The sequence below is a fragment of the Streptomyces sp. PKU-EA00015 genome (genome assembly GCF_013387495.1).
GTDB lineage: Bacteria > Actinomycetota > Actinomycetes > Streptomycetales > Streptomycetaceae > Streptomyces.
This window is the reverse complement of the sequence record NZ_JABZEE010000034.1, coordinates 20,387-36,667: the sequence shown is the minus strand read 5'-3', so window position 1 is coordinate 36,667 and position 16,281 is coordinate 20,387. Positions and strand designations below refer to the sequence as shown.

Here is a 16,281-nt window from a genome sequence, read left to right as displayed (position 1 = left end):
CATATTGACGTTGGCGCCAATGTCAATGAGCATGGCGGCGCTGCCTCGTGCCGGACTTGCTGGAGGGCTCATGGGTTCTGACGCCGTACTGGTCGCCAATCGCGGGGAGATCGCCGTACGGGTGCTGCGGGCTGCGGAGGAAGCGGGGCTGCGGACGGTGGCCGTGTACGCCGAGGACGACGCGCAAGCGGCCCATGTGCGTCTCGCCGACGAGGCGCATCCGCTGCCCGGCACGGGGCCCGCCGCGTATCTGGATGGCGCCGCGGTGCTGGCAGCGGCCCGCAAAGCCGGGTGCGGGCTGCTGCACCCCGGGTACGGTTTCCTCAGCGAGGACGCGGACTTCGCGGCGCGCTGCACGGCCGAGGGCATCGTGTTCGTCGGCCCCGATCCGGAGGTGATCGCGCTCTTCGGCGACAAGGGCCGCGCCAGGGCGCTGGCAGGGCGGCTCGGAGTGCCGGTGCTCGCCGGGACCGACGGGCCGACGAGTCTTGCGGAGGCACGGGAATTCCTGACCGGACTCGGGCCCGGTGGCGCCGTGATGGTCAAGGCCGTCGGCGGAGGCGGCGGGCGCGGAATGCGGGCGGTCCGGGGCGCCGACGAGCTGGAGGAGGCCTGGGAACGCTGCCGGTCAGAGGCCGAGCAGGGCTTCGGGCGCGGCGAGTTGTACGTGGAGCGGCTGCTGGCGGGCGCCCGCCACATCGAGGTGCAGGTGCTCGGAGACACGACCGGCACCGTGACCCATCTCTGGGAGCGCGACTGCAGCGCCCAGCGGCGCCACCAGAAGCTGATCGAGACCGCCCCGGCCCCGGCCCTCTGCGCGAGGGTGCGCGACCGGCTGCTCGACAGCGCCCTTCGGATGGCGCGCGAGACCCGCTACACCGGGCTCGGAACCTTCGAATTCCTCGTCAGCGGCGAGGAGTTCCACTTCATCGAAGCCAACCCACGCCTCCAGGTGGAGCATACGGTCACCGAGGAGGTGACGGGTGTCGATCTGGTCGCCGTGCAGATCCACCTGTCGGCCGGTCGGACGCTGGCCTCGTTGGGCCTCGGCGGGACACCGGCGCCGCCGCGCGGTTTCGCCGTCCAGGCACGCGTGTACGCCGAGGAGCCCGGCACACTGAACCGGTTCGAGGTGCCGACGGGCCCTGGTGTGCGTGTGGACACAGCGACGCGGACCGGGGACACCACCGGCACGCGCTACGACCCGCTGCTCGCGAAGGTGATCGCCCGGGTCCCGGAGGGCTCGGGTTTCGCGGCGGCCTGCGAGCGGGCTCGACGGGCGCTCGGTGAGTTCGGCGTCGAGGGTGTACGGACCGGCATCCCGCTGTTGAACGCGGTGCTTCGGGATCCGGAGTTCGTCGCGGGCGGCACGGACACCGGCTTCGTCGAGCAGCTGACCGGACGGCTTGCCGGCGGGCAGGTCGAAGGGTGGTCCGATGGACCGTCCGCGGCGCCGGATGCCGTGACCGGTGCCGACGGCACGGTGGCGGCACCGATGAGCGGCACAGTCGTCTCCGTCGACGCGACGGCAGGGCAGCCGGTCGGTGCCGGCCGGCAGCTGCTCGTGGTGGAAGCGATGAAGATGGAGCACGTCGTACGTGCCGAGAGGGCCGGAACGGTACGTGCCGTGCTCGTGGCGGTGGGCGACGCCGTCTTTGAAGGAGCGCCGCTGGTTCTGCTGGATCCCGCGGACGGCGCCGGGACCGTGGAGTCGGAAGCCGCGGCCGTGGATCTCGACGCCGTACGCCCCGAACTCGCGGAGGTTCGGGCGCGGCACGCCCTCACACTGGACGAACACCGGCCCGAGGCGGTCGCCAAGCGGCACCGGATCGGCCGACGTACGGCCCGCGAGAACATCGCCGATCTGTGCGACGAGGGCAGTTTCACCGAGTTCGGGGCACTGGCCGTCGCGGCACAGCGCCAACGGCGCTCACTGCAGGACCTGATCGTCTCGACCCCGGCCGACGGCATGGTGACCGGTACGGGGAGGGTCGCCGGATCCCCGGTCGTCGCCATGTCGTACGACTACACGGTCCTCGCGGGCACCCAGGGCCTGCAGAACCACCGCAAGACCGACCGGATGCTGCAGCTCGCGGGCGAGCGGCGGCTCCCGGTGGTGCTTTTCGCCGAGGGCGGCGGTGGCCGCCCCGGTGACACGGACACCACGTCCGTGGCAGGACTGGATGTGATGACGTTCCATCAGATGGCGCGGCTGAGCGGCTCGGTGCCGCTGGTCGGTATCGCTTCGGGGCGCTGCTTCGCGGGCAACGCGGCGCTGCTGGGCTGCTGCGACGTGGTGATCGCGACGCCGGAGGCAACCATCGGCATGGGCGGTCCCGCCATGATCGAGGGTGGCGGTCTCGGTGTGTACACGCCCGAGGAAGTCGGCCCGCTGTCGGTCCAGGTGCCCAATGGCGTCGTGGACGTCGCCGTCGCGGACGAGGCGGAGGCGGTGCGTGTGGCCCGTGCCTATCTGTCCTACTTCCAGGGTGCGCAGGAGAGTTGGCAGGCCCCGGATCCGCGGCTGCTTCGTCATGCCGTGCCCGAGAACCGGCGCCGCGCCTACGACATCCGGCACGTCGTGGAGGGCTTCGCGGACATCGGTTCGGTGCTGGAGCTGCGGCAGGGTTTCGGCAACGGGGTCATTACGGCACTGATACGGGTCGAAGGGCGCCCGATGGCGCTCCTTGCCAGCAACCCGGGCCATCTCGGCGGGGCGATCGACCGGGACGCCGCCGACAAGGCAGCCCGCTTCCTGAAGCTCTGTGACGCCTTCGGGCTGCCGATCGTCTCCCTCTGCGATACGCCCGGTTTCATGGTGGGACCCGATGCCGAGCGGACCGCGACGGTACGCCACTTCGCCCGGCTCTTCCTGGCCGGCGCCCATCTGCGCGTACCGCTGGTGTCGCTGATCCTCCGGAAGGCGTACGGGCTCGGTGCGATGGCCATGATGGGCGGTTCGACCCGCGTCCCGCTGGCCACTGCCGCCTGGCCGAGCGGCGAGCTGGGCGGCATGGGACTGGAAGGCGCGGTGCGCCTCGGTTACCGCAAGGAGCTCGCCGCGATCGAGGACGCGGAGGCACGGCAGCGGGCTTTCGAGGAGCGCGTCGCCGAGCTGTACGAGCATGGCAAGGCAGTGAACGCCGCTGCCGCACTGGAGATCGACGCGGTGATCGACCCGGCCGCTTCCCGTGAGTGGGTGCTGGCCGCTCTGGACGGGCACCGGGCGGCTGCCGGGGAGGCAAGCCGCGGGGGACGGGTGGACACCTGGTGACAAAGACCGGGGCCCAGCCCCTGTGGTGTGGATGGCAGGGCGGATCCACCGTGGACCCGTACGGGTGATGGCCGCCACGCCGTGACACGGTGCCCGGCGGGGTGTCGGCCCTGACCGGAGTTCAATACATCACATGGCATCAGCCTGGTCCCCGCACCGGTCGTTGGAGCAGGGAGCGACCCACCCGGGTCTGAGTCACGCCGGTTGCCGGCCGCGTGCGAGAACCAGGGGGGAACATCGGTATCCGATACGAGGTGGTGTCCGGGGTGGAGAAGCGGATGACGGTGCTCAGCGAGAGCGGGGACGATCCGTTCGCCCTGCACCACGCCGCCTCGGCGGTGCTCGACGACCGGGCAACCGTGGTCGGCTGGAGCCTGCGGGCCCAGGAGCTGCTCGGCTACCCGCAGTCGGCGGTGATCGGCCGTCCGGTCTTCGACGTCCTGATCGATCCCGGCGACCGGCGGGCCGCCGAGCACGCCGCGGCGACGTGCAGGAGAGACGGAGGCTGGTTCGGCGTACTGGCGGTGCGGCATCGCAGCGGGCGGCTCGTGGAGATGGGTCTGCGGGCACGTGCGCTGCTGCGCGGTGACCATGTCCGCGAATGGTTCCTCGTCGGGGCGCCCGCGGCGGAGGTCCTCGAGTGGCAGAGAGACCGCGCGGTTCTCGACGGGTTGTTCCGCCGGTGTCCGATCGGTCTGGCCGTCCACAGCCCCGAGATGACGATTCTGCGGGTCAACAGGGCGATCGAACGGTTCACCGGAATCCCGGTCGCTTCCTTTCGGGGAATGCCCACGGGCGCCCTGCTGGTCGCCGAGGACGCACGGAAATCCGTGGACCGGGTCCGCCAGGTGATGGAGACCGGGAGATCACTGGTCTCCACCGAGCAGTACGCCCGCCTGCAGCGGGATCCGACACGAGTGCGGGCCGCGTCCGTCTCGGCCTTCCGACTGGAAGATCCCGCCGGCCGGGTCCTGGGGGTGGCCGAGACGATCGAGGACGTCACCGAACGCCATCGGGCCCGACTTCGCCTGGCGCTCCTCGCCCAGGCCGGTGCCCGCATCGGATCGACGCTCGACGTGCGACAGACCGCCTCCGAACTCGCGGATGTGATGGTTCCCCACCTGGCCGACCACGTATCGGTGGACCTGTCGCAACCGGTGATGCGCGGCGAGGAGCCGGCACAGGCGCTGCCGGGGCCCGTCGCACGGGTCGCGGTCCGCGGCGTCATGGCCCAGCAGCCCGACCCGGCGCACCTGGAAGGGGAGCCTGTGGAGTTCGCACCGGGCACACCACAGGCCAGCTGCCTGGCCGACGGGCGTCCCCTCCTCGAACCGGTCCTTTCGCCCGACTGGTTCTTGGCAGAACCGCGCCAGGGCGAGCACGCACCGGACCTCTCGGCCCATTCCCTGATCGTGGTGCCGCTGGCCGCGCGCGGCCTGGTACTGGGTGTGATGAGCCTGTGGCGATCGCGGCACCCCGAGCCGTTCGAGGCGGACGATCTCACACTGGCCCAGGAACTCGCCTCGCGCGCCGCCGTCAGCATCGACAACGCCCGACGCTTCACCCAACAGCAGCAGACCGCGTCCACCCTGCAACGGACCCTGCTGCCGAGGACGGTTCCGCACCAGCCGGCCGTCGAAGTGGCCCCTCGCTACCTCCCGGCCAGTACGGCCCCCGGTCCCGGCGGTGACTGGTTCGACGTCATTCCGTTGTCCGGGGCCAGGGTCGCCCTCGTCGTCGGCGACGCGGTGGGCCACGGACTGCACGCCGCTGCCACGATGGGCCGGCTGCGTACCGCCGTGCACACCCTCGCCACCCTCGACCTGGAACCGGACGAGGTCCTCTCCCGACTGGACGACCTGGTCAACCTCCTTGCCGCGGAACAAGAGACAGCCGGCGAACGACCCGCGGGCGAGCAGATCGTCGGCGCCACCTGCCTGTACGCCGTCTACGACCCGGTCTCCCGGCAGTGCTCCGCGGCGCGCGCCGGTCACCCCCCACCGGTCGTGACCACACCGGACGGACAGGCAGCCCTGCTCGACCTGCCCCCCGGCCCACCGCTCGGCCTGGGCGGCCTGCCGTTCGAGACCCGGGAGATCGAACTGGCCGAGGGCAGCCTGCTCACGCTCTACACCAACGGACTCATCGGCGAACGCCACATGGACGTCGACACGGGCCTGCAACGGCTGCGCACAGCGCTCACACGCCCCAGGGACGCCTTGGAGAAGACGTGCCAGGCGGTTGTCGACTCCCTCGTGTCCGCTGAGCCCGCCGACGACATCGCCCTGCTCATCGCACGCACCCGTGTACTGCCACCGGAGAACGTCGTCTCCTGGCAACTGCCGCTGCAGCCAACCGCCGCCGCCCAGGCCAGAGCGCTCACCGCGGCCCAACTCACCCAATGGGGACTGGAACACCTGGCGTTCACCACCGAACTGATCGCCAGTGAACTGGTCACCAACGCCTACCGCTACGCCAGCGGCCCCGTGACCCTGCGACTCATCCGTGAACGATGTCTCGTCTGCGAGGTCGCCGACGCCAGCCACACCTCACCGCACCTGCGTCGCGCCCGCACCACCGATGAGGGCGGCCGCGGCCTGTTACTGGTGGCCCAGCTGACCGAGCGCTGGGGCACGCGCTACTCGCGCGAGGGCAAGACCGTCTGGACCGAACAGTCACTGCTCGGGCCGTAGGACAGCGCCCCCGGCCACGCCCGCGAGTGGCCGGGGACCGCGCTGGGCGCGAACCTGTGCGCAGGCCGCCCACGACGACCATGAGTGGATCCTGCGCAGCGGCAGGCGACCGGTGGGGGTGCGGTGTCCCTCGCGGACCGGGACGTGGACGACGTAGCGGACCTCGTACCCGCCACGCCACTTCCTTGCTGGAGGTTGCGGGACCGGATCACGCGCGCGCCCGACTTCCGGCAGGCGACTTCGGGGCCGGATGCCCGTCCGGGCGCGGCGGGCCGAGACGCCCGGCGGTTCCACCGTGACCGTCCTCCCCCGATCGCCCCGTGATCGGTAGCCGAGAGCGATAGAAATGTTCCATGCATAAATTTTTGGGGCGAATCGGGCGTAGATCGCCCAAGTCGCCCGGGAGTGATCAGGCGCCCGGTAGGTGGAGCGCGCGGCGGTCGCTGCGGCGCCTGCGCTCCCTGCTGAGCGTGCGCAGCCTCGCCGGCCAGGTGTTCCTCCTGCAGCTGGCGGTTGTGGTGCTGGTCGTCGTTGCCGCGCTGGTGGCCCTCCTACTGCAGGCGCGCCGCGACAGCATGGCGGACGCCCGGAACCGGACGCTCACCGCGGCCGAGACCTTCGCGAAATCACCAGGGCTCCTCGCGGCACTGGAGAGTCCCGACCCCACGGCGGTGCTGCAGCCGAGCGCCGAGGCGGTTCGCAGGGCCGCCGGCGTCGACGCCGTCATCGTCTACCGGCCGGACGGGATCACCCTCACCCACAGCGACCCGAAGCAGATCGGAAAGCACGTCATCGGCCCCTACGCGGAAGCGGCGGCAGGAAAGTCGTTCACCAGGACCTTCCAGGGTGCCCTGGGGCTCTCCGTGATCTCGGCCGTCCCCGTCGAGGACAACGGCAACTCGGCCGTCGCCATCGTCTCCTGCGTCGTCACTGTGGGGAACGTGCAGGACCGGGTGAACCAGCAACTGCCGGTCCTGTTCGGGGTCGCGACCGGGGCACTCGCCCTCGCCGCGGGCGGATCGGCACTGGTGAGCCGTCGCCTCCAGAAGCAGACCCACGGCCTGGGCCCCGCCGAGATGACGCGGATGTACGAGCACCACAATGCGGTCCTCCACGCCGTACGGGAAGGAGTGCTGATCGTCGGGGGTGACGGCCGCCTGCTGTTGGCCAACGACGAGGCCCGCCGCCTGCTGGACCTCCCGGAGGATGCGGAACGTCGCCAGGTGAGCGCGCTGGGGCTGAACGCCGACCTCGCCGGGCTGCTCACGTCCGATCGCCCGGCCACCGACGAGGTGCACCTGGCGGCTGACCGGCTCCTCGCCGTCAACAAGCGGTTCACCGCTCCCCAGGCCCGGGCGAGCAGGGTGGTGACGCTGCGGGACACCACCGAACTGCAGGCTCTCTCCGGCAGAGCGGAGACCGCGCGTCAACGGCTGGAGCTGCTCTACGACGCCGGCGTGCGGATCGGGACCACCCTGGATGTCACGCGCACCGCCGAGGAACTCGCGGAGGTAGCGGTCCCCCGCTTCGCCGACGTCGCCACCGTCGAGCTCCTGGACCCGGTCCTGCGCGGTGAGGAGCCCTCCGGCGTGAGCACCGAGATGCGCCGCACCGCCGTCGTCGGCCTGGAGGGGGACCATCTGCTGTACCCGGCCGGCCAGCTGATCCGCTTCGTCGCCGCCCACCCCATGGCCGCGGGCGCGACCGACGGCCGAGCGGTCCTGGTGGAGGACCTGAGCGCCTCCGAGGGCTGGCGGGCCCAGGACCCCCACCGCGCCCGCCGGGTACTGGACCACGGCATCCACTCCCTGATCCTCGTCCCGCTGCGCGCCCGGGGGGTGGTGCTCGGAGCGGCCCACTACTGGCGGGCGAACGCCAGCCCGCCGTTCGAGGAGGAGGACGTGTCCTTCGCCGAGGAGCTGGCCGCCCGGGCGGCGGTGTGCATCGACAACGCCCGCCGCTACACCCGCGAGCACACCATGGCCGTCACGTTGCAGCGCAGCCTGCTGCCCAGCCGGGTGCCCGAGCAGACGGCCTTGGAGGTGGCCTACCGCTATCTGCCCGCCCGGGCCGGGGTGGGCGGGGACTGGTTCGATGTCATCCCGCTGTCGGGTGCCCGGGTCGCGCTGGTCGTCGGCGACGTCGTGGGGCACGGTCTGCACGCGGCGGCCACCATGGGACGACTGCGCACCGCCGTGCACAACTTCTCCGTCCTGGACATCCCGCCGGAGGAACTGCTCGGCCGCGTTGACGAACTGGTGACCCAGATCGACAGCGACGAGGCCGCCGCCGACGGGGAAGGTCAGGGGATCACCGGCGCGACCTGCCTGTACGCCGTATACGATCCCGCCTCCGGGCAACTGGCGGTCGCCACCGCCGGCCATCTGGGACCGGCGGTGGTCCACCCCGACGGGAGCGTGGACTTCCCCGAGCTGCCGATCTCCCCGCCGCTCGGCCTCGGGACCGGACTGCCCGACGAGAGCGCCGAGCTGACCGTTCCCGAGGGCTCCCGGCTGGTGCTCTACACCGACGGGCTGATCGAGGACCGGCACCGTGACCTGGACGTCGGCATGAGGGCCCTGCGCGACGCGCTGGCCGGACCCGACCGTTCCCCGGAGGACACCTGTGCCGCGGTCGTCGACGCCATGATGCCGGACCGGCCCCGTGACGACATCGCGCTGCTGGTGGCCCGCACACACCGGCTCGATCCCACCCGGATCGCCGAATGGCAGGTGCCCCGCGATCCGGCGGCGGTCGCCCCGGTCCGCGCTGCCTGTGTCCGGCGGCTCCAGGAATGGGGCCTCGAGCAGATCGACTTCGCCGCCGAACTCGTCTTCAGCGAGCTGATCACCAACGCCATCCGGTACGGCACCGAGCCCATCACCGTCCGGCTCCTCCGTGACCGAGTCCTGATCTGCGAGGTCTCCGACGGCAGCAGCACCTCACCACGACTGCGGCGGGCCAAGGTCACCGACGAGGGCGGCCGCGGACTCTTCCTTGTGGCCCGCTTCGCCGAACGCTGGGGCACCCGCTACACGCCCACCGGAAAGGTCATCTGGGCCGAGCTGTCCCTCCACGGCGCCGCCGGCCCCTCGGTGGAAGGACTCGCCGAGATCCTGCTCGACGAGGAGGCGCCGCTTTCCGGCGAAGGCGGGGAACAGAACGGCGCGGCACGGTGAGGGGCATCGCGAAGTCGCCGTACGACCGCTCGCCCGTCACGCCCCACGGGCGGGGTCACGGCTTTCGGCCCGCCGCCGTGCCTCCGGCCGGAACGATCGGTGCGGCGGCCGGAGGCGGCGCCGAGCCGGATTGCGCCCTCGGAGCATCGCGGCTGCCTGAACCAACTGTTCGGGTATGTGCCGGGACCGTGGCGCCCCGCCGCGGATGCCACCCGCCGCATCTCGTCGCAAGACCGCTCAGCGCCACTGCTCGTCACCCCGAGGACGCGTCTCATCCGGCGAAAGCCGGACCTGCCCCGGTGACAACCGCTCGTGCCCGCCCCCGCGTTTTCCCGACCCTCAGCGTCCTGGAGCCATCGTGACTGCACCTCGTGTCCGAACAGCGGCCGCCGCAGGCTGCCTCACCCTCCTGGTCCTGAGCGCCTGCGCCGAGACGCCGAAGGCCACACCCGTGAAGCCGTCGGTGGCCACCTCGGCAGAGGAGGCGGGGGGCATGAGCAAGCTGATCGCCGCGGCGCAGGACGAGGGCGCGCTCAACGCGATCGCGCTTCCGCGCGACTGGGCCGACTACGGCGGTCTGATCGACGACTTCGAGAAGAAGTACGGGATCAAGGTCACCGTCGACGATCCCCAGGGATCCAGCCAGGACGAGATCGACGCCATCAAAAAGAGCGGGAAGAGCGCCGACGCCCCCGACGTCATCGATGTGGGGGACACGTTCGCCCGGACAGCGACCCGGCAGAGCCTGCTCGCGCCGTACAGGGTCGCAGCGTACGACTCGATCCCGGACAACCAGAAGGACAGCGAGGCCCGTTGGTACAACAACTACGGCGGCTACATCTCCATCGGCTGCGACGCCAACCGCGTCAAGCCCTGCCCCCGGACCTTCGCCGATCTGCTGGAGCCCCGGTACAAGGGGAAAGTCTCGCTCGACGGCGACCCCACCCGTTCCAACACCGCCTTCGCCGGCGTCTACGCGGCCGCCCTCGCGAACGGGGGGTCGTTCGACGACATCCGCCCCGGCCTCGACTTCTTCGCCGAGCTGAACGACCGAGGCAACTTCAACCCCGTCGAGTCGACCTCGGCCGCGGTGGAGACCGGCAGGACACCCATCAGCATCGACTGGGACTACGTCAACCTCGACTACTCGGACCGGTTCCGCGACAAGGGTGTGGACTGGCGGGTCGCGATCCCCTTCGACGGCAGCTTCGCCCAGTACTACGCCCTGGCCGTCAACAAGAACGCCCCGCACCCGGCGGCGGCCCGCCTGTGGCAGGAGTATCTCTTCAGCGCGACGGGCCAGAACCTCCGGCTCAAGGGCTACGCCCGCCCGGTACTGATGGAGACCATGCGCGAGGACGGCACCCTCGACGAGGACGCCGCGGCAAAACTGCCGACGGTCGAGGGGGAGCCCCAGTTCCCCACGGACGCGCAACTGGAGAAGGCGAGGGTGACGGTCGACCGGGGCTGGGCGAAGGCCGTAGGAGGCTGAACCCATCACCTGAGGGATCACGAGTCCGGTCCCCGGGAACTCCCCCTGAATCGGGGGGAGCCGAGGGACCGGAAGGGCATTCCTCCCGGTCCGGATGCTGACCTGCCGGTCAGCATCCGGACCGTCGGGGCGGCTCAGCCCTTGGGCAGGCTGTAGGTCTTCGCCGCAGGAACCTCGTGGGCCGGTTCGACGTTCACGAGGCCGCCGGGGGCCGTCTTCGCCGGCTTGTGGATGAAGGACTGGTACGTCGCCGGCTTGGTGCGGTCCGAGAAGTTCAGCGGCACACCGAGCACGGTGAGCTTGGACTGCTTGCGGTGGGCCGCCGCTATGCCCTCGCGCGTCAGGTCCTTCGCCTTGCAGGCCGCCTTGAGGTCCTCGCCGAGGACGCTGATCGCGTTCCAGCCGCTGACGACACCCGGGTCGAGCAGGTCCTTCGGGTACTTCGCCTTGTAGTCCTTGGCGAGCTTCTGCATGGCGGGGTTGTCGGTGAACGCCGCGGCGGGGCTCACCACCTGGAGCATCTTCTCCAGGGCGGGGCCGACCGGGGTCGCCATCAGCTGCGGGGCGAAGCCCGGCGAGCTGGTCAGGACCGGGACGGTGAAGCCCGCGGCGGCGGCGGTGCCGACCAGGGCGGCCGTCTGACGCGGACCGGCGCTGATCAGGATCGCCTTGACGCCGGCCTGCTTGAGCGCGGTGACCTGGGCGGTCAGGTCCTGGTCGGTGGGCTTGATCTTCTGCCCGACGACGGTCAGCTTCGCCTTCTTCGCCGCGTAGGTGGCACCGGCGAGCGCGTTCTCGCCGTACTCACCCTCGAAGTAGACGTGGCCGATCTTGTCGCCCGCCTTCAACTTGGACGTACGGACGACGTGGTCGACGCCGTTGATCATGTCGATGTCGTAGGTGGAGCCGACCACCTGGACGTATTCGCGGCCCAGCAGGGTGGAGGCCCAGGCCATCGGGAACGTGAGCAGGTGCTTGGACTCGAGCTCCTGTGACAGTGAGGACACCACCGGGGAGCCGACCATCTGGGACACGGCGGCCACGTTCGGCTCGGTCTCGGTGAACGCGGACACTGCCTTCTGGACGTCGTAGCCGTGATCCTTGACGGTGATCTTGACGGTCCGGCCGCAGATGCCGCCGGAGGCGTTGAGCTGGTCGACGTACAGCTGCTGGGCGTTGACGATGCTCTTGCCGAGAGAGGCGTACGGGCCGGTGAGGTCGGTCAGCGCGCCCAGGGTGATGGTCTTCTCCGTCACTCCGGGGCCGGTCTTGATGCCGTCGCTGCCGGCGTTGTCCGCGTTGGTACCGCTCTTGGTGCTGCAGGCCGTGGCGCTCAGGGCGAGTGCGGCGATGACGGCTGCGGCCGGGGCAAGTCGGGTGTTTCTCACGGGGTGTGCTCCTTCGGGGTGGTGCGGGTGCGCAGAGGGAAACGCCGGGTGCGGGGGGAGCCGTCGCCCTTGCGGCGCGGCCGTCTGTGGGCCAGTCCGGCCAGGCCGCCGGGGGCGAAGATCAGGACGAGGACGATCGCGGTGCCGTAGAGGTAGCGGGCCGCGTCGCCCGGGGACACGCCGGATCCCGTGGTGCCGGGAGCGGTGAGCAGGGGTAGGTCGTCGGCGTACTTGGTGAGCAGGTGGGGGATCAGGGCGACGAAGACCGCGCCGCAGGCCGCGCCGCCTACCGAGCCGAGGCCGCCGATGACGATCATCGCGAGGTAGTCGATGGACAGCAGCAGGCCGAAGTGGTCGGGGACGACGCGTTTGAACACCAGGGCCAGCAGGGCGCCGGCGGCACCCGCGTACATCGAGGAGACGATGAAAGCGGAGGCGCGGTAGCGGGTGAGATGGACTCCCATCACGGCGGCGGCGACCTCGCTGTCGCGTACGGCGCCGAGGGCGCGGCCGGGGCGTCCGCGCAGGATGTTGCGGGCGGCGAGCCAGGCCACGGCCACCAGGGCCAGGCCGGCGTACCACAGGCGCTCCAGCCCGCCGAAGGGGACGCCGAGGACGGCGAGCCCGTCGGGGGAGGTGTCGGTGAAGGAGAAGCCGAGGATGTCCAGCGGCGGTACGGAACGGCCGTTGAAGCCGCCGGTGACATGCGGGGCGTTGAGCATCATGTGATGGCCGAGGAAGACCAGGGCGAGGGTGGCGATGCCCAGGTACATGCCGCGCAGCCGGCCGGAGATGGGGCTGAACAGGCCGCCCGCCGCTCCGGCGAGCACGATCGCGAGCACGAAGGCGAGGACCGGCGGGAGCCCGAGACCGTACAGGCTGCTGGAGCCGGTGCCGGACGGCTCGGACGCCAGCCACACATAGCCGTACGCGCCGACGGCGAGGAAGAAGGCGTGGCCGAGGGAGAGCTGTCCGGTCGTCCCGGAGAGCAGGTTCAGCCCGATGGCGCCGATGACGGCGGCCATGGCGAACAGGCCCGTCTGGAGCCAGAACGAGGTGACGTAGAAGGGCAGGGCCAGCAGGACCAGCACGCCTGCGGCGAGGGTGGCCGCACGCCGCCCGCGCGGGAAGACCTTGCCGGACCACCTGCCGGGGGCGGACGGGGAATCGGGGGCAGCGGCGGCGGAGGCCGTCACGGTGTCCGTGCTTTCGGTGGTGTCGCCGGTGGTTTCGGTGACGGCGCGGGTGTCAGACACGGGTCAGCTCCTTCGATCCGAAGAGACCGGTGGGCCTGACCAGGAGCACGAGCACCATCACGAGGTAGGGGGCCACATCGGAGAATCCGGCACCCAGGACGCTCAGTTCGTTCTGGTAGCCGGCGGCCATCGCCGCCGTGAGGCCGATCACCAGGCTTCCGACGAGAGCGCCGACGGCCGAGTCCATGCCGCCGAGGATCGCCGCGGGGAAGGCACTCAGGGCTATGTGACTGGTCGTACGGTCGAGTCCCGGTGCGGGGAAGGCGGCGAGGAACACGGCGGCGATGGCGGCCAGTGCCCCGGCGACGCACCAGGCGATGAGGCGTACGCGGTCCAGTCGTATCCCCATCAGCGCCGCGGCTTCCGGGTCGGCGGCCGCGGACCGCATGGACAGGCCCCAGCGGGACCAACGGAAGGCGGCGAAGAAGGCGGTGATGACGACGACCGCGACGACGATGCTCGCCATCCGCGCGTCGGCGACGGTGATGCTGCCGAGCCGGGTCACATCGGCGCCCCAGGGGTCGCCCATGGTGAGGTAGTCGGCGCCGATCTGCCGGTTGAGTTCGGTGCTGAGCAGGACGTCCACGCCGATGGTGAGGATCGTCAGCGTGTGGATCTCCGCGCCGCGCAGGCCGCGGGTGGCCAGAAGCTGCACCAGGCCGGCCAGCGCTGCGGCGAGCGCGGCGCCGACGAGGACGGCGGGGATGAACCCGATGGCGTCGTGGAGGCGGGCCGTGGCATAGCCGCCGAAGAGCAGCAGGGAGCCGTGCGCGAAGTTCATGACGCCGGACGCCTTGAAGATCACGACGAAGCCCAGGGCTATCAGCGCGTAGACGGAGCCGAGCGCGAGTCCGTTGAGGACGGTTTCAGTGAGCTTGATCATGATTCTTCCTCCGAGTCGCGCTCGGTGTCCTTGGCGGGGTCCGAGGCGGCGGCCGTGGCAGGTTCCGGGTCCGGCTCGGTGTCCGGTTCGCTCTCCTGCCCCGGCTCGGGTGCCGGGATGGGCTCTGGATCGGGTGCCGGACCGGGTTCTGGTTCGCGTGTCGGGCCGGGCTGAGGACCCGGCTCTGTCTCCTGGACCGGGGTGCCGAGATACGCGCTGATGACGGCCGGGTCGTTCTGGATGCGCTCGGGCGGTCCGTCCGCGATGAGCCGGCCGAAGTCGAGCACCGTCACCGAGTCGGCGATCCGCATGATCAGGCCCATGTCGTGCTCGACGATGAGGATCGAGATGTTCAGGGCGTCACGGACCCGGGCGATCGTCTCGGCCATCGCCGAGCGCTCGGTCGGGTGCATGCCGGCGACGGGCTCGTCGAGCAGCAGCAACTGCGGCTCCATGCACAGCGCGCGCGCCATTTCCACCCGCTTGCGGTCGCCGTACGAAAGCCCGCCGACCGGCTTGTCGAACGCGGGGCCGAGACCCAGGAAGTCGGCGATCTCAGCCGCCCGCTCCCGGTGGCGGCGCTGCTCGCGCACCGTGTGCGGCAGTCGCAGCGCGCTCGCCGTGAAGCCCGCCCGGGTCAGCCGGTGGCGGCCGAGCATGAGGTTGTCGGCGACGGTCCCGTGGGTGAGCACGATGTTCTGGAAGGTGCGGGCGACGCCGAGCTGCGCGATGCGGTGGGGTGCGAGGCGGGTGAGGTCCTGGTCCGCGTACCGGACGCTTCCGGCGGTGGCTCGGTAGACGCCGGAGATGACGTTGAAGCAGGTGGACTTGCCCGCGCCGTTGGGACCGATGAGGGCGTGGATCGTGCCGGGCCGGACCGTGAAGGACAGGTCGTCGAGGGCGACGAGGCCGGAGAAGCGCACGGTCAGGTTCTCGACCGTGAGGGCCGGGACCGGGTCGGGCCCCGTGTCCGGTCCGGGGGTCGTGGCGGCCTCGGGGGTGGCGGCCGTCGCGTCGATGCTCATCCGTTCCACCTGCCAAGTTCGGTCAGTCCCGGTCCGGTCACGGACGGAGTGCTCGCGGACGTCGCGTACCGCGCGTCGGCGTCGGGCGCGCCGCAGCCGGTCTCGTGGGTCTCGCCCAGATACAGCCGCCGCACCTCGTCCGCCGCGGCGAGATCGGCCGAGGCCCCCTCCAGCCGCACCTGGCCCACGTCCAGCACCGACGCGCGGTCGGACAGTTCCAGGGCCATGGCGGCGTTCTGCTCGACGAGCAGGATCGAGGTCCCCTGGGCGTTGATCTCGCGGATGATCTCCGCGATGCGCCGGACCATCAGGGGCGCGAGGCCCAGCGAGGGCTCGTCGAGGAGCAGCAAGCTCGGCCCGGCCATCAGCGCGCGGCCCATCGCGAGCATCTGCTGCTCTCCGCCGGACATCAGCCCGGCAGCCTGCCGCCGACGTTCGGCCAGTACCGGGAACTGCGTGAAGACACGCTCGCGGGCGGCTCGCAGCTCGGCGCGCGAGCGGCGTGCCGACCCGAGGAACCCGGCCCTGAGGTTGTCCTCCACGGACAGGGCGCCGAAGATCCGCCGACCCTCGGGCACCTGCACCACCCCGGCGGCGACTGCCCGGGCGGCGTCGCCGCTCAGCCGTACGCCGTCGAAGTGCACGGTGCCGCTGTCGACCGTGCCGCGGTGCAGCGCGAGGGTCCCGGAGACCGCCCGGAGCAGTGTGGACTTGCCCGCGCCGTTGGAGCCGAGCACGGCGACAATCCGGCCCTGCGGGACGGTCAGCGACACCCCGTGGAGCGCCTGCACGGACCGTCCGTAGCTGACGTGCAGATCGCTGACCCGGAGGGTCCCGGCCTCGGTCTCTGGTGGGCTCATCAGGGCGTTCTCCTTGCTCCTCGGCGAACGGGCGCCGGACTGGAGCGCTACGAGAACACGGCGGGGGCAGGGCGTCCATGGGCTGGGAACGAGCCGCTGTCAGTTCCCAGCCGGCGACCGGCCCGCTTGTGAGGGGGCACAATCCGTACCTCCTCCTGTGCGTGGATCATCACGATTTGGCGGAGGTCTCGCCCCAAAGGATGACCGACTGCTTAGCATGTGGATTCCTTG

Annotated in this window: 9 protein-coding genes; 4 read left to right on the top strand and 5 right to left on the bottom strand. The window is 71.0% G+C overall.

The genetic code is table 11. From position 1 onward, the window contains the following. Positions 1 to 70 precede the first annotated feature (70 nt). From HW130_RS20895 to HW130_RS20880, 4 genes are all read left to right on the top strand, one after another. The gene (locus HW130_RS20895; RefSeq protein ID WP_177151181.1) at positions 71 to 3,274 is read left to right on the top strand and encodes a carboxyl transferase domain-containing protein; all 3,204 of its coding nucleotides are present in this window, start codon (positions 71 to 73) and stop codon (positions 3,272 to 3,274) included. Between the two features lie 278 nt (positions 3,275 to 3,552). Further along, positions 3,553 to 5,967, top strand: a complete 2,415-nt coding sequence (locus HW130_RS20890; protein WP_177151180.1) for a SpoIIE family protein phosphatase — start codon at positions 3,553 to 3,555, stop codon at positions 5,965 to 5,967. A 353-nt stretch (positions 5,968 to 6,320) separates the two neighbouring features. Further along, positions 6,321 to 9,146 (top strand): SpoIIE family protein phosphatase/ATP-binding protein, encoded by a 2,826-nt coding sequence (locus HW130_RS20885; protein ID WP_177151179.1) that lies wholly within the window; start codon positions 6,321 to 6,323, stop codon positions 9,144 to 9,146. Positions 9,147 to 9,504: 358 nt separating this feature from the next. Beyond that, a complete protein-coding gene (locus HW130_RS20880) occupies positions 9,505 to 10,638 on the top strand; it encodes an ABC transporter substrate-binding protein (RefSeq protein ID WP_375256560.1) in 1,134 nt (377 codons plus the stop codon). 134 nt (positions 10,639 to 10,772) lie between these two features. On the opposite strand, the gene HW130_RS20875 is transcribed toward HW130_RS20880, so the two are convergent. Genes HW130_RS20875 through HW130_RS20855 form a run of 5 tightly spaced genes read right to left on the bottom strand, consistent with a single transcriptional unit; the run spans position 10,773 to position 16,050 of the window. Further along, entirely contained in the window at positions 10,773 to 12,026 is a 1,254-nt protein-coding gene (locus HW130_RS20875; protein WP_177151178.1) for an ABC transporter substrate-binding protein, read from the bottom strand. Further along, positions 12,023 to 13,282, bottom strand: coding sequence for a branched-chain amino acid ABC transporter permease (locus HW130_RS20870; protein ID WP_177151177.1), 1,260 nt, complete (start codon positions 13,280 to 13,282; stop codon positions 12,023 to 12,025). Before HW130_RS20870 ends, HW130_RS20875 begins: the two co-directional genes overlap by 4 nt. Further along, positions 13,275 to 14,165 carry a branched-chain amino acid ABC transporter permease gene (locus tag HW130_RS20865; protein WP_177151176.1) on the bottom strand — a complete coding sequence of 297 codons (891 nt, stop codon included), beginning with the start codon at positions 14,163 to 14,165 and terminating at the stop codon, positions 13,275 to 13,277. The genes HW130_RS20870 and HW130_RS20865 overlap by 8 nt, the downstream gene beginning before the upstream one ends. Next, complete coding sequence (locus HW130_RS20860) at positions 14,162 to 15,190, bottom strand: ABC transporter ATP-binding protein (RefSeq protein WP_177151175.1); 1,029 nt, start codon at positions 15,188 to 15,190, stop codon at positions 14,162 to 14,164. Before HW130_RS20860 ends, HW130_RS20865 begins: the two co-directional genes overlap by 4 nt. After that, the gene (locus HW130_RS20855) at positions 15,187 to 16,050 is read right to left on the bottom strand and encodes an ABC transporter ATP-binding protein (RefSeq protein WP_177151174.1); all 864 of its coding nucleotides are present in this window, start codon (positions 16,048 to 16,050) and stop codon (positions 15,187 to 15,189) included. The genes HW130_RS20860 and HW130_RS20855 overlap by 4 nt, the downstream gene beginning before the upstream one ends. Between the last annotated feature and the right edge of the window lie 231 nt (positions 16,051 to 16,281).